This is a genomic window from Mesorhizobium sp. 113-3-9 (assembly GCF_016756515.1).
In the GTDB taxonomy this organism is placed as follows: domain Bacteria; phylum Pseudomonadota; class Alphaproteobacteria; order Rhizobiales; family Rhizobiaceae; genus Mesorhizobium.
In genome coordinates, this window is record NZ_AP023246.1 from 6,566,649 (window position 1) to 6,587,746 (window position 21,098).

The window sequence follows — 21,098 nt, forward strand, 5'->3', positions numbered from 1 at the left end:
GGGGCCAACCATGCGGCAACTACATGGTCAATACACGCTCCGAATAGAGTTCGCTCAAAAGCTCCGCCCTATGTTCGTCGAGCACGGGTGCCGGTCGCCGGATCGCGCCCGGCGTGACGCTCAGGCGCCCAACAACCGCATGCATCGGCAGCGTGCCCATGTCGTCATCTTCCATCTCGACGAAGGTGCCCCTCGCCCGCACATGCGGGTCCTCCATGAGGCTCGCGGCGTCGTAGATCGGCCCGACCGTGACCTCGGCCTTGTCGAAATGCGAAAGGTTCTCGACAAGCGTGCGCTGCGCGATGAAAGCGCCGATTATCGCATCCAGCTCCTCGACGTTCTCGACGCGCTTCTCGTTGGTGACGAAACGTGGATCCGAGCACAGCTCCGGATGGCCGATCGAGCGGAACAGGCGAAACGCCATCTCCGGGGTGGAGGCCGAGAGCGCGACGTAACCTTCGTCCCGGGTGCGGTAGATGTTTCGCGGCGCCGACAGAGCGGTCCTGTTGCCTGTGCGCGTCGGCACCGCGCCGGTCGCCTTGTAGACGGCCTGGTCCGCGCCGAGGATCGAGATGATTGGCTCGAGCAGCGAGAGGTCGATCTCCTGCCCCTTGCCCACACCGAGTTCGGCCTCCCTGAGGGCCACGAGCACGGCGGAAGCCCCGTAGAGGCCGGCGATGGAATCGGCGAGCCCAAGATTGGGCAGCAGCGGCTCGCGGTCGGGAAACCCGTTCTTGTAGGCGAAGCCGGACGCAGCCTCGACAAGCGTGCCGAAGCCGGGTTTGTCCTTGTAGGGGCCTGTCTTGCCCCAGCCGCTGATGCGCGCCACCACGAGCTTCGGCTGAAGCTCGAGCAACTCCTCCAGGCTGAAGCCTAGCCTGTCGAGGACACCGGGCCGGAAGTTCTCGACCAGGACTTGGGAACTAGCGACCAGCCGCCGGAATATGTCGCGGTCGTCATCCTTCTTCAGGTCGATGACGATGCTGCGCTTGTTGCGGCCATAGACCTTCCACTGCACCGGTATGCCGTTGAGCTTCCAGGCGCGCAGGGAATCGCCTTCCGGCGGCTCCACCTTGACGACATCGGCACCCAGATCGGCCAGCACATGGGTCAGCATGTTGCCCGCGACGAGGCGGGAAAGATCCAGCACCCGGACACCGTCCAGCGGACATTTCCTGTCGCGAGCGTATGCCTCAGCCACCAACTTCCTCCCTAAGTGCTGAGGCGGGTGTACGGCAGGGCGCGGAGGCGCGGAAATAGCATCTGCCGACTGGGCTATTGGAAAAAGCTTTCGCGAATTGCATGCTTCTCAAACGAGAACGGCGCAGAATGGACAAGCCCCCGGCCGGACACGCACAATGCGGTCGCTGGATCGAGGAAAGGTTGAAGGCGCCATGCACCCGTCGAAGGTTCAAATCACTGAGGTTGGAACGCGCGACGGGCTCCAGTCCGAAAAGACCTTTGTTCCCACGGATCGCAAGATCGAGTTCATAAAGGGCTTCGCGGCCGCCGGCCTGCAGCGCATCGAGGCCACCTCGTTCGTCTCGCCACGCGCCGTGCCGCAACTCGCCGACGCGTCGGAAGTCGTCGCCGCTGTCCGGGATATTGGTCCGACGATCGCCGCGCTGGTGCCCAACGCGAAGGGTGCGATGCGGGCAGTCGAGGCCGGCGTGGACGAAATGATGGTTTTCATCTCGGCATCGGAAAGCCACAGCGGCACCAATCTGAACATGACCGTCGACCAGGCGATAGCGGCCGTGGAGCCCGTGGCGGAAATTGCCCGGCAAAGCGGGATCGTGCTGCGCGCCGCCATCGCGGTGGCGTTCGGCTGCCCGTTCGAGGGCGACGTTCCGACCTCGACCGTCAGCGCGATCGCGGCGCGATTGATTGCGCTCGGGATCGATTCCCTGACGCTTGGCGATACGACGGGCATGGCATCGCCACGCCATGTCGAAGCCGTCTGTGGCCGACTTCTGACGGATCATCCGGATGTCCGCCTCACGCTGCATTTCCACAACACCCGAGGCATGGGCCTGGTGAATGTTCTGGCCGGCCTGCGGCTTGGTATAGACCGGTACGAATCCGCCGCCGCCGGACTTGGCGGCTGCCCTTTCGCCGCGGGCGCGACGGGCAACATCTGCACCGAGGATCTGGTCTATCTGCTGTCGGAACTCGGCATCGAAACCGGCATCGATCTCGAAGCGATGATCAGGGTCGCGAAAGAGATGGAACGCTGCCTCGGCAGGCCATTGCCCGGCCAGTTGATGCGCGCTGGCCCTCGCACGCGGCTTCACCCCATCGAGTCGGTGCGCCGAGCCGTCGGCTAACCGGACGAAGGCCCGGCGGCGGCGCGCCAGTCCGGTCAGGCGACCTTGTGGGTATCCTCGATGATCAGGTCGGCCGCCTTCTCGCCGATCATGATCGTCGGCGCGTTGGTGTTGCCGGTCGTCAGGTAGGGCATGATGGAAGCGTCCGCCACCCTCAGCCCTTCGATGCCGCGGACCTTCAAGCGCGGATCGACCACCGCCAGCTCGTCCAGGCCCATCTTGCAGGTGCCGACCGGGTGGAAGAGCGATGAACCTTCGCGGCGAACGAACTCCTCGACCTGCGCGTCGTCGCTCACCGCGTTGCCCGGGCGTGTCTCCTTCACCACATAGGGCGAGAAGGCCGGCGCCCCGAAGATACGCCTGGCATGGGCCAGTCCAGCCGACATGACCCGGAGATCATCCCGATCGGTGACATAGCCATAGCGGATCTTCGGCCGCGCGCTCGGATCGGCGCTGTCAATCAGCACGCTGCCGCGGCTGCCTGGACGCGTCGGGCAAACGGCGACTGTCATGCCCGGTTCGTTTTCGAGAACCAGCGCCTTGCCGAACACGTAGCTCGCCGGCGTGAAGAGAAGCTGCAGGTCCGGGCTCTCCAGGCCTTCCCTGCTCCGGCCAAACACCATCGCGCTCGTGACGCCGAACGTCAGGGCTCCGTTGCCGGCAAAGCCGAATTTCAACACCTCGCGGGCGAGTCGCCATCCTCTTGCAAGCTCGTTGATCGTGGTCAGGTCGCGCAGGCGACTGACGAGCCGCACGGTGAGATGATCGGACAGGTTTCGCCCCACGCCCCGCAAGGCGACCCGCGTCTGTATCCCCACGGACGACAGGTGCTGCGGGTCGCCGATGCCGGCGAGCTGCAACAGCTGGGGAGATCCGATCGCTCCGGCCGACAACACGACCTCGCGCCCTGCCCTGACCTCCTTCGATTGCCCACCCTGGACATATCGCACGCCGACACACCGGTTGCCTTCGAAGATCAGAGCGGTGGCGGTGGCATTCGGGATCACCTCGACATTGCGCCGAGCGGCCGGAACGCGGAGATACGTCCGGTACGTCGACCCGCGCAGGCGGCCGCGCCGCGTCATCTGGGCATAGCCGACGCCCTCCTGCTGCGCGCCGTTGAGGTCGCGTGTGTAGGCGAACCCCGCTTCCTGCGCGGCCTTGATGAACAGATGGGTCAGGGGAAGTATGGTCCGGTAGTCTTCCACCTTCAGCGGACCCGACTTGCCGCGATAATGCGGATCGCCGGCGCCGGCATAGGTCTCGGCGCGGCGGAAAAGCGGCAGAACGTCGTCGTAGCTCCAGCCACGGCAGCCGAGCTGCGCCCAGCCGTCATAGTCGGCCGGGTTGCCGCGGACATAGAGCATGCCGTTGATCGAGCTGCTGCCTCCCAGAACCTTGCCGCGCGGCGTGTGGATCTGCCGGCCGTATGTGCCCTCCTCCGGCTCGGAGGCGTACATCCAGTTGTAGGTCGAGTTGTAGAGCATGTGACCCACGCCGGCGGGAATGTGGATGAGCGGATGGGCGTCCCGGCCGCCGGCTTCGAGAAGGCACACCTTGTGACCGGCTTCCGCGAGTCGTGCCGCGACCACGCACCCGGCCGAGCCGGCACCTACAACGACGAAGTCTGGCTGCATGACGCTCCTCCCGCGATCGGCGAACTCCCAATCGCATCGACTGCATGGAAGGATGGAAAACCACACGCTTGGACGCGCATGAAATATTGAACATCGCTATGGCTATACGTAAGCCTTATATCCTATGGAAGCGGACTCCGCCGCAACCGGGGTTCGCGAGGAACTGGAATGGAACTAAGGCAGCTTCGCTATCTCATATCCATCATTGATTTCGGCAGCTTCTCCAAGGCCAGCGGCCAGCTCAATGTCGCCCAGCCGGCTCTCAGCCAGCAGATAGCCAACCTGGAGAGCGAGCTCGAGAGGCCGCTTCTGGTGCGCAGCGCCCGCGGCGTCCAGCCCACAGATGCGGGATTGCGACTCTATCGCCAGGCGCAGATCATTCTGGCTCATGTCGAGCAGGCCAAGTCCGACGTGCTGATGTCGGAATTCGCCGAGCAGTTCGTCGGCCAGGTTTCCGTGGGGTTGCCGACCTCGACCGCAACCATGGTCGCGCTCCCCTACATACAGCGCATGCGCGGCAATTTTCCGGGCATTCAGCTCCGCGTGGTGGAGGCACTCTCCGGCCACCTGATCGAAATGCTGCTCAACAACAGGATCGACCTCGCCATACAGTTCCGCTCCGAGCCGGCGGCGGGCCTGCAGGTCGAAAGGCTTCTCGTCGAGGAACTCTTCTGGATATCGTCCGAGGCCGAGACGAAGGACAAACCCATCACCTTCGCCGAAATGGCAAAACGCCCCGTCACGGTGCCTGGCAAGCCGCATGCGATGCGGGCCGTGATCGACCAGGCATGTCAGGACATGGGCATAGAACTCCAGATCGTCGCCGACGTCGATTCGCTCCCGGCCTTGCGCGGTATCGCGGCGACGGGCTTCGCCGGCGTTATTCTGCCCCAGTCGGCGCTGGCCGAGTCCACCGGCTATGGCGAGTTGTTCAGCCGCCCTATCGTCGAGCCGAAGCTGACCCGGCCGCTGGCGTTGTGCCGGTCCGAGGGAGCGCCGCGAAGTCGGGCCATGCAGGCAGCCGAGGAAGTGCTGCGTTTCCTCATCAAGGATCTGGTCGAAATCGGCACGTGGAAGGGTGCGACGCTGGATCCTGAACTGGCATCGCGAAAGCCCGACAAGAGCCTGACGCCAAAGGCGAAGCGCCGCAGCAGGCAACCCGAACAGCGAGCCGAGCCCGCCGCTCAGATGACGCCCTTGGTCCGCAAGGCGCCGATCCGGTCCTCGTCATAGCCGACCTCCCGCAACAACGCCTCCGTGTGCTCGCCCAGCCTCGGCGGCGGCAGGCTCGGGCCGGCTTCCATGCCGCCGTGGCGGATCGGCGAGCCGAGAATGAGGATGGGCTCTTCGCCGGGGCGTGTCGTTTCGACGACGATGTCCTGGCTGCGAACCTGCGGGTCGTCGAAAGCCCGGTCGAGCCCATACACCGGCCCACTGGGGATGCCTGCCTTGTTGAGCACCTCGATCCAATGCTCGGTCGAAGCCTCCCGCGTACGCGCCTCGATGAGCGCGTTGATTTCCAGCCGGCGGGCGGTGCGCGCCTCGTTGGTGGCAAACGCCGAATCCGTGAGAAGCTTCTCGAGGCCGAGCGCCTTGACCAGCTTCTGGTAGACCGCCTCGTTGGAGGGGGCGATCGCGATCTCGCCATCGGCGGTTGCAAACAGCCCGTAGGGCGCGACCAGCGCATGGTCGTTTCCCGTGCGCGGCGCGGCCACGCCTGAGTTGAGGAAGTTGGTCCCGTGGAAAGACAGCATGCTCATGAGGCTTGCCAGCATGCTCACGCTGAGGGTGCTGCTTTCTGTGCGCTCGTCCCTGCCGTGGAGCGCCGCCGCGATTCCGAGCGCCGCGTAGAGGCCGCAGACGAGATCGGCTATCGGCACTCCGCTGCGCATCGGCGGATCCTCCGCCCTGCCGTTGCAGCTCATGAAACCGCTCATCGCCTGCACTATGAAGTCGAAGGCGGGACGATCGGCGTACGGACCGTCGATGCCGAAGCCGTTGATGTTGCAATGGATGAGGGCCGGATTGATCGCCTTCAGCCGCTCCGGCGCGAAACCCATCTTGCCCAGCACGTCCGGGCGGAAATTCTCGACCAGAACATCGGCTTGCGCCAGAAGGTCCGCCAGTACCTGCTTGCCTTCGGGAGAATAGAGATCGAGCGCGATCGAACGCTTGTTGCGGTTATAATTGGCAAAGTAGCTGCTCATGCCACCGACCATGACGCCTTGCTCGCGAACCGGGTCTCCCTGCTCCTTCGGCTCGACCTTGATCACTTCGGCTCCGAGATCGGCCAGAAGAGCCGTACAGAACGGGCCCGAGATCACACGGGTGAGGTCGACGATACGCACGTCCTTGAAAGACAAGCAGATTCTCCCATTGTTCAGGCAAGCTCTTGCTGATGGAAACCGAAGGAAGCGCAAGGCGGCAACAAAAACTCCACGATGCGTGACCTTCCCGATCGAGAGGCCACGTTTCGTCGGCTGGGGCTAGGATCGCGAAATCTTATGGCCGCTTACCCGCTTCGTATTTTGCCGGGCGCGGTTCACGGCCTAGACTGGCCGCTTCTGATGCATCGGGAGAATGCCATGTCAGCGCAAGCGGCATCCAAGGTCGAGAAGCCGACCCTCAAAGACCACGCGAATTTCATTGGCGGCAAGATGCGGCCGGCGGCGGATGGACGCACGATAGACGTGATCTGCCCGTCGGACGGCCAGGTCTTCGCCACGATCGCAAGAAGCGGACAGGCCGATGTCGACGCCGCGGTCCGGGCGGCGCGTGTCGCCTTCGACACCGGAGCATGGCCGCGAACCTCGGCGACGGATCGCGGCCGGATCCTGGCGCGCATGTCGGAACTGATCCTCAGCGAGCGCGAGAGCCTGGCCCGTCTCGAGGCCAAGGACGTCGGCAAGATCTACCGCTCGACGTTTTCGGATGTCACGGTGCTTGCGCGCTACTTCGAATTCTATGCCGGCGCGGCCGACAAGATCGGCGGCGACGTCATCCCGCTGCCGACCGGCTTCACGGCCTTCACCATTCGCGAACCCCTCGGCGTCGTCGCCGGCATCCTCCCCTGGAATTCCCCCACCCAGATGTTCGGCCGTGTCGTCAGCCCTGCGCTGGCGATGGGCAACACTGTCGTGCTGAAACCTGCCGAGGATGCATGCCTGACGGTGCTGAGGCTGGCCGAACTCGCCATGGAGGCTGGCCTGCCGGAAGGCGCGCTGAACGTCGTGACCGGCTACGGCCACGAAGCGGGCGCCGCCCTTTCCGCCCACCCCGCGATCGACTTCATCAGCTTCACCGGCTCGCCCGAGGTGGGCACGCTCGTCCAGCAGGCCGCCGCGGCCAACCATGTCGGCGTTACACTGGAGCTTGGCGGAAAGTCGCCGCACATCCTGTTCGACGATGCCGATTTCGCGGCCGCGCTGCCCATCATCACCAATTCGATCATCGTCAATTCAGGGCAGACCTGCGTAGCCGGCAGCCGCCTCCTGGTTCAGGCCAGTGCGATCGACAGGGTGAGCGAACTCTTTGGCGCCCACTTCCAGGGCCTGTCGACCGGGCCGCATGACGTCGAGTGCGATCTTGGGCCGCTCATCAATGCCAAGCAGCACAAGCGCGTGAACTCGATGCTGTCGACGGCGATCGGCGAAGGCGTGCCGGTCATCGCCGAAGGCAGGATCGCCGACGGCAGCTCGCCGGACGGCTACTTCGTCCGGCCGATGCTGCTCGGACCCGTGCCGCGCCAGAACACCATCGCCCGCAAGGAAGTCTTCGGGCCGGTGCTGTCACTCCTGCCCTTCACTGATGAGAGCGATGCCATCGCGCTGGCCAACGACACCCCGTTCGGCCTCGCGGCAGCCGTGTGGAGCAGGGATGTCGGCCGCGCGATGCGTGCTTCGCGGCAGGTCCGCGCCGGCCAGGTCTACATCAACGGCTACGGCGCGGGTGGCGGCGTGGAGCTTCCCTTCGGAGGTTTCAAGAAGTCGGGCCACGGTCGTGAGAAGGGCATGGAGGCGCTGCACGAATTCTCGGCGACCAAGACCGTCATTCTCAACCACGGCTGAATGGGCGTGGAATATCTCTAGCCGACAGCCTATTTCACGATCTGCCCGGGAAGCTCGCCAAACCGCTTTCCGAGCAGGAATTGCAGCATGGCCCGGGTCTGCGCGGGCAACACCGCGCCTCGCCTCACGCAAATGCGCATCTCGCGCTTTGCCCATGCCTCCGCGAGCGGAACGGTGACGATCTGCCCGGAGCGGGCATGGGTGGCCAAACCCTGAGGCAGCACGGTGACGCCGAACCCCGCCGCCACCATCTCGCGGGCAATCTCGTTGCTCTGGACCTGATAGCGCAGAACGAGGTGTTGGTTGAGGTTCGCCGCCGCCCGGCGTAGCTGGTTCATGACCGAACTGCTTTCGTTCACGCCCACGATGTCGGTCGTCAGCAGTTCCGCGAATGTCAGCGACTTCTTCGATACGAGCGGATGGTCCTTCGGCAGAACCACGACGAGTTCGTCCTGCTTGTAGGCGTAGGTGTCGACGTCGCCTGGGACCTCCGGCGGTGTTGCATAGACCCCGATGTCCGCCGTTCCGGTGCTGACCGCGTGAACCACCTCGAAACTCAGGTGCTCGCGGATATCGAGATCGATCCGCGGGTACATGGCGGCGAAATCCCTGAGCTCGACGGCGAGGAAACCTGCCAGCGCGGAAGGCACGGCGCTGATCCGGACATGCCCCTTGGCGCCTTCCGCGAACTCGCTGAGATCCGTTCGGATGCCCTCGACGAGCTGGAATATCTGGCGCGCATGCTCGGCCAGCGCCTCGCCGACGGGCGTGGGGATTGTCCCCTTCGTGTTGCGGTAGAGCAGCTTGACGTCGAAGAGATATTCGAGGTCCTGAATCCGCTTCGTCACGGCTGAGGGCGTGATGCTTTCCCGCTCGGCCGCGCGGCCGATGCTTTTTTCCTCACAGACCGTCAGGAAGAGCCTGAGGCTCAGCAGGTCGAGCTTCGAGATCGTTTTCTTCAGCGGAGGCGGTGTCATGGTTCAACCGCCGCCGCGCAGCATCGCGTCGGCGCCTTTCTCGGCGATCATATAGGTCGCGGCCATCGTATTGGCCGATGGCATGGTCGGCATGATCGAGGAATCGACGACGCGCAATCCCTCCACGCCGTGCACGCGCAATCGGTCGTCCACGACAGCGCGGCGATCCTGCGCGGGGCCCATGCGGCAGGTGCCGATCAGATGGAACACCGTCGACCCCTTCCTGCGGGCGAAATCGAGGATCTCGTCGTCGGTCACGATATTGGGACCAGGGCTCTCCCTGTCCAGGAAATAGGGTTTGAGGGGATTTGTCTCGAGCAGTCGCCGCGCCAGCTTGACGCCGGATACGATTGCCCTCTGATCGATCTCGTCGCTCAGATAGTTCGGTTGGATGGCCGGATGCTCGCGTGGGTCGCGCGAGCGCGCACGCACGAAGCCCGTACTTTCCGGACGCTGCTGCCAGACGCCGCACGTCATGCCGTCGAAGCTGTCAAGCAGGCCCGCGACGCCTTCCTTGTAGCTGGCCGGCGTGAATGTCATCTGCAGATCCGGCACCGCGAGGACCGGATCCGATTTCCAGAACACGTGCGCGAGGGAGGGGCTGACCGACAGGACGTTAGGACGGCCCAACGCCCAGCGCATCGCCTGGCCCACCAGTGGCAGGCCATTGACCATGCGGTTGATCGTCCTCACGCCGCGGACCAGCGCGACCACGCGGATGGCCCAGTGATCGCGCAGGTTTTCACCTACCCCTTCGAGCACACGGACCGGCTTGACGCCGAGCGCTTCCAGGACCGGAGCCGGCCCGATGCCGGACACCTGCAGGAGCCTGGGGCTGTTGACCGCGCCGGCTGCTATGACGACCTCGAGGTTCGCGCCGAGCGTCTGTTCGCTCCCGTCGGGGCGCTGGATCGTGACGCCGACTGCCTTGCGATCGGCAAAATTCACGCAAGAGACCTGCGCGTTGGCCATCAGTGTGAGGTTTGGCCGCTTGAGGGCTGCCTTCAGGAAGCTCCTTGCCGAACTGCGGCGCTGCCCCTTGTGGATCACGCGCTGGTAATAGCCCACGCCAGCCTGTTCGGCTCCGTTATAGTCCGGGTTGTACGGTATCCCCGCTTCCATGGCGCCCTTCACGAAGGCGTCGCAGAGCGGATGATGCCAGTCCAGGTCGGTCACGTAGAGGCCGCCGTCGCGGCCGCGAAGCCGGTCGTCTCCCTCGCCAAGCCGCTTCTCCGTCCGGCGGAAGAAAGGCAGGACGTCTTCGTAGCTCCAGCCGCGATTGCCCATCTGAGCCCAGGCGTCGTAGTCGGCGGCCTGGCCGCGGTTATAGACGAGCCCGTTGATCGAGCTCGATCCTCCAAGCGTCCTGCCCTGCGTCGTCGCAATGCGGCGCCCGGCGCTCCCCACCGAAGGCTCCGTCTCGAAACGCCAGGTATAGGCGGGATTGAACAGCGTCTTGATGTAGCCGGCCGGCAAGTGGATGAAAGGATGGTTGTCGCGCGGCCCGGCTTCGATCAGGCAGATCGAGTTGGCCGGATTCTCCGAAAGCCTGTCCGCGAGGAGGCAGCCGGCGGTTCCCGCGCCGACAATGATGAAATCGAACTGGCCCGCGGCCTGTGACATCGGTTCGTCCTCCCAATGCGACCCGCCTGCCCGAGCGCATCAGGCAATTTCGCGATGTTTGCAAAGAGCGTTTGGCTATACCGGTATTGCGAGCCGCTCACCCTCCGGCGCGTCACGCGTCCGCCCGGATCGGAGCCTTGGGAAACTAGCGCGGTCGAGGCACCGACGGCCGGACCACGATGACCTTCGGCTCAGTGTACTCCTCGACGGCGAAACGGACGCCCTCGCGTCCAAATCCCGAAGTTCCCGTGCCTCCGTAAGGCATATGGTCGACACGCCAGGTTCCCGGGCCGTTGATGATCACGCCGCCGGCCCTGATCTCGTCGGACATCCTGAAGGCTGTGTCGATATTCGCGGTGTAGATGCCATGGTGGATGGCGCCGCTCACGGCGTTCATCTCCGCTATCGCCTCATCGGCGGAATCGACGGCGCTGACCGCCACCACGGGGCCGAATATCTCGTTGCGCATCACCGTCATCTCGCCGGTCGCTCCGGTGATCACGGTCGGCTCCATGTATGCGCCTTGCCGGTTGCCGCCGCAGGCAAGCGTCGCGCCGCGCGACACGGCGTCGATAATCACGGCCTCGACCCGTTTTGCGGCCGCGTCATCGACCATTGGGCCGATGGCAGCCGGGCTGTCGGGCCGCATTTCCGTGACGCGCGCGATGAAGGCGTCGACGAACTCCTGGTAACGCGGCCGCTCGACATAGATGCGCTGCACCGAAATGCAGGACTGTCCCGAACGGACGAAGCCGCCCGCGGCGCATTCCTGCGCGGCAAGCGCGACGTTCCCGTCGGAAGCGACGAACACCGCGCCGACGCCGCCAAGTTCGAGATGCACCCGCTTCAGCGGCACGGCCTCCTTGATCTTCCAGCCCACCATGCCGCCCGTGAAGCTGACGACCGGCAGGCGGGGATCGCGCACCAGCGCCATGGTCGCATCATTGTCCACGTCGAGGACCGCGACAGCCTCGCGCGGCCAGCCCGCCTCGACCACGGTGCGGGCCAGCCTGATCGTGGCCAGCGGCACACGCGGCGACGGCTTGAGCACGATGGGTGCTCCAGCCGCGATCGCCGGCGCGATCTTGTGCGCCGCGATCAGCAGCGGACCATTGTAAGCCGTGATGCCCAGAACCGGACCGATCGGCTCCCGCCTGATATAGGCGACTGCGCCGCGCGCCCGCTCGACCGCATCGACATTGAGCGTCTCGGACATTCCCGCGCGGGCATGGGCGGCCGTCAGCGTGAACACTTCGATCGCGCGCTGCACCTCGAGCGTCATATCCTTGACGGTGAGATAGCCGCTTTCATCGGCGAGCGCCTGGGCGATCTCGGCGGCCTTCGCGGCCAGCGCAACGGCCACCTTGTCGAGCACGACGGCGCGATCGAAGCTGCTGGTACGCCTGACCTTGTCAAGCGCTTCCGCCGCGAGCGCCACGGCCCTCTCGACCGCCGCGGCATCGACCGCGCATTCCTCGCCTTCGATGAAGCCGCGCCTGACCTGCCCTGTCATCGTTTCTCTCCCGGGAATCGGCGCGCACGTTGGTGGCCGTGGCCGATCTCTGCAATTCGAATTTCGGAAGGTCCCACCTGCCCGATGTCGTCGGGTCCCGCAAATCAATAGGAGCGTGGCATACCCCAGAATATGCTGGGCCACCTGCGCCAGCACGAGGCCGTTCGATATGGGCGCGGTGCGAAAAAGGCCGCGCCTCGCGCCATTTGCGGGGAGTTTGGGAGGGTCCTGACGGATCGGTTCCGTCAACTTGCATATCGGGTGAAACCTGCTAATACTCACCAGTAGATATTTACACTTACAGGTTTTCGGTGGGGGAATTCGCGTTGGTGGGAAAGGACATCACGGCTACGGAAACAGCGCCGCCAGCCTCGCGAAGCCTGCCCGATCTGCTGCGCGAGCAGGCCACCTTGCATCCCAACGCGATCGCCGTGATCGGCGAGCATGCACAGGCAAGCTTCGCCCGGCTGCACGAGCGCGCCACCAGGATTGCCGCTGCTTTGCGGCGCGACGGGACCGGCCGGACCAGCAGGGTCGGCATGCTTCTTGGCAACGGGCCGGAGTGGCTGGAGATATTCTTCGGCGCCTCGATGGCCGGCGCGGTCGTCGTGCCCTTCAGCACCTGGTCGACCAGGGCTGAACTCGAATTCCTTATTGGCGACTCGGCCATTACCGCACTTTTTGTCAGGCCGAGATTTCTCGACAGGGACTTCGAGGCCGATCTGGACGAGCTTTCCCGCGCCGGCCGGCTTGGCGCCTTGAAGACGATCGTCGTTCTCGCGCCCGACACGACCATCGGCCTCACCATGGACAGCTATCTGGATGGCATCGGCGATCCGGGAGCGTGGCCGGAGGAGGAAGGACCGGCGCCCTCCGACGACGCGGTCGTGCTCTACACATCCGGCTCTACAAGCCGGCCGAAAGGCGTTCGCCTGAAGCACTTCGGCATAATCGAGAACGGCTTCAACATCGGTGAACGGCAGGGGCTGCGGCCAGGCGACCGGGTGTTCCTGCCGACCCCTCTCTTCTGGTCCTACGGCGCCGCCAACGCGCTTCCCGCCACGTTCAGCCATGGGGCCTGCCTCGTGCTGCCGGATAGGTTCGAGCCCGGCGCGGCCTTGTCCATGATCGAACGCGCGGGCTGCACAGCGATATACACGCTGCCGGCAATCACCAACGCGATGCTGAGGCACCCCGACTTCGATCGTTCGAGGGCCAGAACGCTGCGCACCGGCCTCACCATCGGCAGTCCCCGGGATTTCCTCGCGGCCGTCGAGGATCTCGGCGTCAGCCGGCTGTGCAATGTCTACGGCGCGACCGAGACATACGGCAACTGTGCCGTGACCAGTCACGACTGGCCTTTGCAGCGACGCGCGAATTGCCAGGGCGAGCCGCTGCCTGGACAGAAATTCCGCTTCAGGGACGCAGAGACCGGGGCTCTTCTTGCATCCGGCCAGCCCGGCCTCGTCGAGGTCTCCGGCTATGTTTCGCCGGGATACTCGGGTGCCAGCGCTGCCCTCAATGCCGAGATTTTCACCGAGGACGGATATTACCGGACCGGCGATGTGGGCTTCCTCGATGCCGATGGTTCCTTCGTTTTCGTCGGCCGCGATTCCGACATGATCAAGCGCGCCGGCATCAACATATCGCCGGCCGAGATCGAAGACGTGATGAAGACGTCCGAGGGTGTGTCGCAGGCTGCCGTTGTCGGCGTGCCGGACGCGGAGCGGGGCGAACTGGTTGTCGCCTATGTCGTCGCGAAGGAAGGCGCTGCCGTAAGCCCGGCGCGACTTCTCGATCACTGCCGCGTGCAACTCTCCAAATACAAGCTTCCGGACCGGATCGAGGTCGTTGAAGCGTTGCCGCTCACCGCCACGGGCAAGCTTCAGCGCAAGGAGCTCAAGAAGGCCGCCACGACGTTGCTGGCGCAGGAACTCCAGGCAGCCTCGACATGAAGAACGCATGGGGCAAATGGGGCGGCGCCGACGAACGCGGCGCGCTCAACCTGATCGGCGCGGCGGATGTGCGCGGCGCGGCGCAGTTGGTCCGGCAAGGCAAGCCATTGAGCCTGGCGCAGCAGATTTCGCCGACGATGGCCGTGCCGAAAAGCAGGCCCGGCATGATGCACTTCATGAATCGCGACGGCGGCGACTATGCCGCCGGCCGGCGCCGCCCGGGTGGCTTCCAGGTCGCCGACGACACCGTGGTCATGCCTCTCCACGCAGGGACGCATATCGATGCGCTTTGCCACTGCTGGTACGACGACACGCTCTACAACGGCTTTGCGGCGACCGAGGTCAAAAGCAACGGCGCGGCGAAGCTCGGTGTCGACAAGCTCGGACCGATTGCCGCAAGAGGCGTGCTTCTGGATTTCGTTGGGTTGAACGGCGCCCCGCTGCATGACGGGTTCGCGATCGGGCCGCAGATGCTGGCCGCGGCAATCGAACGCGCCGGGCTGGTCCTGCGCCAGGGCGACGCCGTGCTTCTGCGGACGGGCTGGCAGGAGCGGTCACAGGCCGGCGAGGCGGTCAATTTCGACAACGAGCCCGGCCTTGACCTGGACGCGGCCCTGGTGCTCGCCGAAGGCGGCGTGGCGCTTGTCGGCGCTGACAACTTCGCGGTGGAAGTACTCCCCTTCAGCGAGGGCACGGTATTTCCGGTGCATCAGCGGCTGATCCGTGACTATGGCATACCCCTGCTCGAGGGGCTGGTGCTCGCGCCGCTCGCCGAGGAAGGGCTCTCGGAATTTCTCTTCGTCGCCGCCGCGCTGCCGATCCGCGGCGCGACAGGGAGCCCTCTCAACCCGGTGGCAATCCTGTGAGCTGGAACCCTTCGCCAACCGTGCCGGCGGGGTCGGCCCTCGCGACCTTTCTTGCCGGCGTCCGGGTCCTCGATCTTTCGCAATACATTCCAGGCCCTCTGGCTACGCTGCTTCTCGCCGACATGGGGGCCGAGGTGTTGAAGGTCGAGCCCCCGAGGGGAGATGAAATGCGCACGCTCGGCCCGCGCGACGCGCTCGGCCGACCGATCTTCTACAACAGCCTGAACGCCGGAAAGACCGTAAAGCGGCTCGACCTCAAGGACGACGCCGACCGCTCCGTGTTCCTCGATCTGGCGCGCTCCGCGGATGTCGTCGTCGAGGGGTTTCGCCCCGGTGTCCTCGAGCGTCTCGGCGTCGGCTACGAAGTCCTGAAGAGCGTCAATCCCAGGATCGTGCTGTGCTCGATCAACGGCTACGGAGCGCGTTCCGCCTATGCCGCCAAGGCTGGCCACGACGCCAACTACCTGGCGCTGAAGGGCATGCTCGACCGTAACGGCACGGACAAGCCGATATTCTTCGATCCACCTGTTTCCGATGTCGCCGGATCGTTGTTTGCCGCAATCGCGATCCTCGGCGCTTTGCATGGCCGCGTCAGAACCGGCAAGGGATGCGCGATAGACCTGGCGCTGGCGGACACGGCCATGCCTCTCCAGCTGATTCAGATTGCCGCCTACGGCGCCAACGGCACGATCCCTGCCCGGGGTGAAACCTATCTCAACGGAGGCGCCGCCTACTATCAGGTCTATGCGACCCGTGACGGGCGATACGTCGTCCTTGGAGCGATCGAGCCGAAGTTCTGGGAGGCTTTCTGCAACACCGCGGAACGCCCCGATTGGATCGCGAGACAGGTCGAGGCCCTGCCGCAGCATACGCTCCGCGACGCGGTCGCTTCGTTCTTCTCGTCGTTGTCGAAGGACGAGATCGAGGCGCGGTTTCAAGATGTCGATTGCTGCCTGTCGATCGTCAACGACCTTGGCGAGGCCCTGGCCGACGTCCACACCGCGGAGCGCGGTCTTGTGCGCCGAAACGCCGAAGGCGATCTGCAGGCGCTGTTTCCCGCCCTGATCGACGGAATTCCCCCTTCGCCGCGCAGCCCTCTCTCGCAGACCGATCACCCGCGACCGGCAGCCGCCGGCGCTTCAACCGCCCATGACCGGACATGATCAAAAAGGTGCCTAACCCATGGCCTTGAACAGACGAACCGCAGTGATCGGCAGTGCGATCAAAGCGCCAGTGGCAGACGAAGGGAAATCGCTCGAAGAGCTTCTCTTCGACATCTCCCAGGAGGCCATGCGGGATGCCGGCCTGACCGCCGACGAGATCGACGGCATCGTCGTTGCCTCCAACGACCAGTTCGACGGTCGCGCGATTTCCGTGATGGCCGCTTCCGGATCTGTAGGCGGCGTCGATCGCGATATCCTGTCGACGCCCTCCGCCAGCGAGCACGCTTTCGTGATGAGCGTGCTTCGCGTCGCCTCCGGCCAGTACGAGACGCATCTTGTCGTCTCCTGGAGCCCCGTCGAGGCATCCTCCCTCTCGGAGGCGCAGCGTCTGGGAGCCGACCCCTACTTCCATCGGGCGCTCCCCCTGGACGAGTTGTCCGGCGCCGCGCTTCAGGCTTCAGCGATTCTGGCATCGCGTCCCGAAGCCGCCGAACTCGCCAAACGGCTCTCCGCGCGCAATCGCGCCAATGGAAAGCACGCCTACCCCGAGGCTGCCGCGGTCGGCTCCGACGCTGCCTCGACGCAGGCCGGGCGCTGGCCGATCGAAAAGGACATGGTCTCGCGCCCGGTCCTCGGCGCCGTGGCCATGGTGATCGCCTCGGAAGACTACGTTGCGCGACACAAGCTCGATAACGTCGCCTGGGTGCGCGGCATGGGTTGGGCGACGGAACCTGGCTTCCTTGGCGATCGTGACCTCTCCACGGCGCCCGCGCTCGAGGAAGCGGCCCGCCGCGCCTATGCGGAGGCCGGGCTTTCCGATCCGCGCAAGGCCCTGGATGTCGTGGAACTGACCGACATCAGCCCATATCAGGAGTTGCTCGCCTACGACGCGCTCGGCCTTTCCGAGAAATCGAAGTGGCAGGACGATGTGGCATCAGGCGTCTTCGATCGCGGCGGCGACCTCCCCGTCAATCCCTCGGGTGGCGTCGCAACCATCAACCCGGTCTTCTGCACCGGCCTCATCCGCATCGCCGAAGCGGCCCGGCAGATACAGGGCAAGGCCGGACGCCACCAGATCAACAACGCCCGGACGGCACTCGGACATGCGGCAAGCGGCTTCGCCATGATGTACCAGACCGTGCTTGTGCTCGGGCAGAACAAGGACGGAGCACTGGCATGAGCGCGCCAAGAGTTGGAATCATCGGCATCGGTCAATCCGCCTTCAAGGCGCGCCGTGACGATGCAAGCTACCCGGACCTCGTGCGCGAGGCGGTGAACCAGGCCTTGACCGGCGCCGCGCTCGAACTCGATGACATCGACGCGATCGTCTATTCCCTGTCGCCCGACGCGATGGTCGGCATCGGCAACGCCGAGCGCCTGGGGGTGGACGCCGTCGGCGGCAGGAACAAGCGCTTCCTGCGCATCAACACGGGCGGGGCGACCGGGATTTCGAGCGTTGCGGCAGCCTATTATCATATCGCGGCCGGAGCGTGCGACGTGGTCATGACGGCCGGGGCCGACAAGGTCGGCGAGTGCGGGGATTCGCAAACCGTCCTGAACAAGATCTGGGATCCGATCTACGAGCGGCCGTTGCCTCTCGGCACCATCACCATGCTTGCGATGTCGGGGATCCGCTACGCCGACAAATACAGCATGACCCAAGAGGACATGGCGCGGGTCGTGGTCAAGAACCGGAAGCATGCTTCGCTCAATCCGAACGCCCACCTCCGCAAGGAGGTGACGGTCGACGAGGTGATGGCGTCGCGCTGCATATCGTGGCCGATCAAGCTGATGGATTGCTGCCCGCAGTCCAGCGGCGGCGGCGCGATGGTGCTGGCCTCGGAGAAGTACATCAAGGAGAACCGCCTGGACGCCGTGTGGATCACCGGTGTCGGACATTGCTCCGAGACATACTATCTCGGCGATCGCATGGGCCGCGGCTTTACCGCCGACCATGCCGACGCCTATGCGCTGCGAAATTCCTTCCAGCGTGCCTACAAGATGGCCGGCATCACCAACGCGCGAAAGCAGGTCGATGTCGCGGAGCTCTACGCGCCTTTCAGCAACACCGAATACCATTCGATCGAAGCGGCTGATCTCGCCGACCTCGGTGGAGCCGTGGCCGGCGTGAACGAAGGACGCTTCTCGATCGGCGGCGACATACCGGTCAACCCGTCGGGAGGCACGCTCTGCACCAACGCGATCGCGGTAACCGCCATGATCCGGGTGGCGGAGATAGCGCTCCAGGTTTCCGGCCGGGCCGGCGGGCACCAGGTCAAGGGAGCAAAGGTCGGCATCGCGAGCGGCAATGGCGGCGACCACCAGTTCTTTGGAACGATGGTTGTGGAAGCCTGATCTCGCCGGACACCTCAAATTTCCTCGATACAAGGACGAAAGAAATGGAACTTCTGAAGCGCCGCGAGGCCTGGAACATCACCTACACCCACGCACTCGGCGAAACGGCGAGCTGGTTTTACGTTCAGGTCCGCGACAACGCCAAGATCTACGGCAAGCGTTGCGGCAAGACGGGCCGTGTCCTGGTGCCGCCGCGCGCCTTCTCCGACCAGACGCTCGAACCGACGACCGACTGGGTCGAAGTAGGCCCCGGCGGCCGCATCGAGACGTTCACGATTGTCTACGAGGAATTCCAGAACCTGCCGCCGCCGCCTTACGCCTTCGGCTATGTGATGCTGGACGGCGCGGACACCGCGATAGGCGGCTTCTTCAAGGGCGTGAATCTGTCCGACGCGGCAAAGGCGGCCGAACTGCTCAAGGTCGGCACGCGTGTCACGACGAAATTCGCCGAGCAGCGCAAGGGCGACATGCTGGACTTCTGGTTCGAGCGCGCCTGACGCAGGGCTGACAACCGGCGGCATATGTGACCAGACAGGTGTATGACGTTCAGCAGGAATCGAATAAGGAAAAATCTGCTTCCGCCGTCGGGAAAGTTTAAGTCCTATGCCACAGACAAACATGGGAATACGCGACGAGATCGCCGCGTTGAAAAGGACCCGAATACTCGCGGCGGCGGCCGATCTTTTTTATGAAAACGGCTACGAGAACACGACGCTGGACGCCGTTGCGGAACGTTTGGGTGTCTCAAAGCCGTTCATATATGCCCATTTCAATTCCAAGGCCGACCTTCTCGCGGATATCTGTTCGCGCGGTATCGCCTCATCCCTGGAGGCGCTGGATCAGGCATTGTCGACCGATGCCTCGCCGGGACAGAAGCTGGAGATGCTGAGCAAAGGCTTCGTCACCGCTGTGCTCAAGGCCCAGACCTATATCGCGATATTCTCCCGCGAGGAAAAGAACCTGCTTCCGGAGGATTTCGACCGCATCAACGACATGCGTCGCGAATTCGATCGCAAGCTGACCAACTTGCTGCGCCAAGGCGTCGATATCGGAGAATTCACCATGTCGGACCCGCATATAGCCGCGCTGGGCATCGGCGGCATGGTGAGTTGGGCTTACGTCTGGTACCGCAAGGAAGGGCGCCTTTCGATCGCGGAAGTCGCGGACGAGCTCACCAAGGTCATCCTTGCCATCGTCCAGTACCGTCCCCGGACAGGCAAGCGGTCGCGCTGACCACAACGTCGGTCGCATAAACGCGGCGAGGAGCCCGCCCATAAGGAAGTCCTCGGATGTCAGGCGACCTCGCGGCCTGGCTGGTGAGCGAAATCCCCCGGACCTTGGCAATCGCCGCGACGAAGTAGAGGCTGTTCTGGCCGGCCGAATGGATGCTTGTCAGGGATTCTTCGAGTTCGATCCCACAAGATGCCCGGTCGTGCACCGGGCATCTTTGAAAATGAAAATGGATCTTCAGTCCTTATTTTTCGAAATAGGTGGGTTTTCCGTCCGCACCTTTCTTCCATTCGTAAACGACGTAGTCCGGGCGCGTCGGGTCGCCCTTCGCGTCGTAACCAAAGTCGCCGATGGCGGTGCTGAACGGACCGTTCGCCTTGAGGGCGTCGGCCACCTTGTGCGCGTCGTCGGCAGAGCCGGTTTTTGCGATTGCGGCGGCGATGACCTGGACGGCGGCGTAGGAGTACAGTGTATAGGCCTCCGGCTCGAAGCCGGCAGCGCGGAATTTCTCGACAATACCCTTGGCGGCCGGATTCTTGCGCGGGTCCGGGCCGAAAGTGTTGAGTGTGCCGATTACGGCGTCACCGGCGATCGCGGCGAGTTCGTTCGATACCATGCCATCGCCCGAGAAAAGCGTTGCCTTCAGACCCTGATCGGCTGATTGGCGCATGATCAGGCCGGCCTCGGTGTGCAGACCGCCGAAGTAGATCAATGTAACTCCGGCCTCCTTCATCTTTGCGATCAGCGCCGAGAAGTCCTTGTCGCCGATATTGATACCTTCATACAGCACTTCCTTGATACCGTCGGCGTTCAACACGCCTTTCGTTACGTCGACAAGTCCTTGCCCGTATGGGGTCTTGTCGTGGACGATGGCAATTTTGGCATCTTTGAAGTTTGCAGCAATGTAGCCGCCGGCCACCTTTCCCTGCTGGTCGTCGCGTCCGCAGGTGCGGAACGTATTCCACAGGCCGCGCTCGGTGAACTGCGGGTTGGTTGACGCTGGACTGATCTCGAGGACACCGTTTTCGGCATAGACTTCCGATGCCGGGATCGAGACGCCCGAGTTGAAGTGGCCGACCACGAACTTGACCCCGTCGCCGACGAACTTGTTGGCCACCGAGATACCCTGTTTCGGATCGGAGACATCGTCCCCGACCTCGATCCTGATCTGCTGGCCGAGGAGACCGCCGGCTGCGTTGATGTCCGCGGCCGCCTGTTCGGCGCCCTTCTGGAACTGTGCGCCAAAGGCGGCATTCGGGCCAGTTATCGGGCCGGCAACGCCGATCACAATGTCGGCCCAGGCGGCACCACTGAACACGCTCAGCGCGATCAGGGCGATCGAATGCAAAAGTAGTCTCTTCATGGATTAACGCTCCCATTAGCAT

General features: G+C 64.2%; 17 protein-coding genes. 10 read left to right on the forward strand and 7 right to left on the reverse strand.

Features of this window, described 5'->3' with window-relative positions; genetic code table 11:
• Nucleotides 1-19 precede the first annotated feature (19 nt).
• Nucleotides 20-1,201 carry a CaiB/BaiF CoA transferase family protein gene (locus tag MesoLj_RS31690; protein ID WP_244735228.1) on the reverse strand — a complete coding sequence of 394 codons (1,182 nt, stop codon included), beginning with the start codon at nucleotides 1,199-1,201 and terminating at the stop codon, nucleotides 20-22.
• Between the two features lie 157 nt (nucleotides 1,202-1,358).
• Here MesoLj_RS31690 and MesoLj_RS31695 point away from each other — a divergent pair, with 157 nt between their 5' ends.
• Nucleotides 1,359-2,327: a hydroxymethylglutaryl-CoA lyase gene (locus MesoLj_RS31695; RefSeq protein ID WP_244735229.1), complete on the forward strand. Its 969-nt coding sequence runs from the start codon at nucleotides 1,359-1,361 to the stop codon at nucleotides 2,325-2,327.
• Nucleotides 2,328-2,362: 35 nt separating this feature from the next.
• Here the strand turns inward: MesoLj_RS31695 and MesoLj_RS31700 are convergent, their stop codons facing one another.
• Entirely contained in the window at nucleotides 2,363-3,964 is a 1,602-nt protein-coding gene (locus tag MesoLj_RS31700) for a GMC family oxidoreductase (protein ID WP_202323788.1), read from the reverse strand.
• Nucleotides 3,965-4,132: 168 nt separating this feature from the next.
• Here MesoLj_RS31700 and MesoLj_RS31705 point away from each other — a divergent pair, with 168 nt between their 5' ends.
• Nucleotides 4,133-5,197, forward strand: a complete 1,065-nt coding sequence (locus MesoLj_RS31705; protein WP_140774993.1) for a LysR substrate-binding domain-containing protein — start codon at nucleotides 4,133-4,135, stop codon at nucleotides 5,195-5,197.
• Here MesoLj_RS31705 and MesoLj_RS31710 read toward each other — a convergent pair.
• The gene (locus MesoLj_RS31710; protein ID WP_244735230.1) at nucleotides 5,149-6,327 is read right to left on the reverse strand and encodes a CaiB/BaiF CoA transferase family protein; all 1,179 of its coding nucleotides are present in this window, start codon (nucleotides 6,325-6,327) and stop codon (nucleotides 5,149-5,151) included. The genes MesoLj_RS31705 and MesoLj_RS31710 overlap by 49 nt on opposite strands.
• Nucleotides 6,328-6,549: 222 nt before the next feature.
• Here MesoLj_RS31710 and MesoLj_RS31715 point away from each other — a divergent pair, with 222 nt between their 5' ends.
• On the forward strand, nucleotides 6,550-8,031 hold the full coding sequence (locus MesoLj_RS31715) for an aldehyde dehydrogenase family protein (RefSeq protein WP_342215815.1): 1,482 nt from the start codon (nucleotides 6,550-6,552) through the stop codon (nucleotides 8,029-8,031).
• A gap of 29 nt (nucleotides 8,032-8,060) precedes the next feature.
• On the opposite strand, the gene MesoLj_RS31720 is transcribed toward MesoLj_RS31715, so the two are convergent.
• From MesoLj_RS31720 to MesoLj_RS31730, 3 genes are all read right to left on the reverse strand, one after another.
• A complete protein-coding gene (locus MesoLj_RS31720; RefSeq protein WP_202323789.1) occupies nucleotides 8,061-9,008 on the reverse strand; it encodes a LysR family transcriptional regulator in 948 nt (315 codons plus the stop codon).
• A 3-nt stretch (nucleotides 9,009-9,011) separates the two neighbouring features.
• Entirely contained in the window at nucleotides 9,012-10,631 is a 1,620-nt protein-coding gene (locus MesoLj_RS31725) for a GMC family oxidoreductase (RefSeq protein ID WP_202323790.1), read from the reverse strand.
• Nucleotides 10,632-10,776: 145 nt separating this feature from the next.
• The gene (locus MesoLj_RS31730; RefSeq protein WP_202323791.1) at nucleotides 10,777-12,144 is read right to left on the reverse strand and encodes an aldehyde dehydrogenase family protein; all 1,368 of its coding nucleotides are present in this window, start codon (nucleotides 12,142-12,144) and stop codon (nucleotides 10,777-10,779) included.
• Between the two features lie 329 nt (nucleotides 12,145-12,473).
• Between MesoLj_RS31730 and MesoLj_RS31735 the strand changes: the two genes are divergently transcribed.
• The 7 genes from MesoLj_RS31735 to MesoLj_RS31765 all read left to right on the forward strand — a co-directional run bounded on the left by MesoLj_RS31735 (nucleotide 12,474) and on the right by MesoLj_RS31765 (nucleotide 19,716).
• Nucleotides 12,474-14,099, forward strand: a complete 1,626-nt coding sequence (locus MesoLj_RS31735; protein WP_202323792.1) for a class I adenylate-forming enzyme family protein — start codon at nucleotides 12,474-12,476, stop codon at nucleotides 14,097-14,099.
• On the forward strand, nucleotides 14,096-14,965 hold the full coding sequence (locus tag MesoLj_RS31740; protein ID WP_202323793.1) for a cyclase family protein: 870 nt from the start codon (nucleotides 14,096-14,098) through the stop codon (nucleotides 14,963-14,965). Before MesoLj_RS31735 ends, MesoLj_RS31740 begins: the two co-directional genes overlap by 4 nt.
• Nucleotides 14,962-16,128: a CaiB/BaiF CoA transferase family protein gene (locus MesoLj_RS31745; RefSeq protein WP_202323794.1), complete on the forward strand. Its 1,167-nt coding sequence runs from the start codon at nucleotides 14,962-14,964 to the stop codon at nucleotides 16,126-16,128. The genes MesoLj_RS31740 and MesoLj_RS31745 overlap by 4 nt, the downstream gene beginning before the upstream one ends.
• A gap of 70 nt (nucleotides 16,129-16,198) precedes the next feature.
• Nucleotides 16,199-17,308 (forward strand): thiolase C-terminal domain-containing protein, encoded by a 1,110-nt coding sequence (locus MesoLj_RS31750; RefSeq protein ID WP_202323795.1) that lies wholly within the window; start codon nucleotides 16,199-16,201, stop codon nucleotides 17,306-17,308.
• Entirely contained in the window at nucleotides 17,305-18,483 is a 1,179-nt protein-coding gene (locus MesoLj_RS31755) for a thiolase family protein (protein ID WP_202323796.1), read from the forward strand. Before MesoLj_RS31750 ends, MesoLj_RS31755 begins: the two co-directional genes overlap by 4 nt.
• Before the next feature lie 44 nt (nucleotides 18,484-18,527).
• Nucleotides 18,528-18,980 (forward strand): Zn-ribbon domain-containing OB-fold protein, encoded by a 453-nt coding sequence (locus tag MesoLj_RS31760; RefSeq protein ID WP_140774982.1) that lies wholly within the window; start codon nucleotides 18,528-18,530, stop codon nucleotides 18,978-18,980.
• 106 nt (nucleotides 18,981-19,086) lie between these two features.
• A complete protein-coding gene (locus MesoLj_RS31765) occupies nucleotides 19,087-19,716 on the forward strand; it encodes a TetR/AcrR family transcriptional regulator (RefSeq protein WP_140774981.1) in 630 nt (209 codons plus the stop codon).
• 241 nt (nucleotides 19,717-19,957) lie between these two features.
• Here the strand turns inward: MesoLj_RS31765 and MesoLj_RS31770 are convergent, their stop codons facing one another.
• Nucleotides 19,958-21,076: a branched-chain amino acid ABC transporter substrate-binding protein gene (locus tag MesoLj_RS31770; protein WP_202323797.1), complete on the reverse strand. Its 1,119-nt coding sequence runs from the start codon at nucleotides 21,074-21,076 to the stop codon at nucleotides 19,958-19,960.
• Nucleotides 21,077-21,098 lie beyond the last annotated feature (22 nt).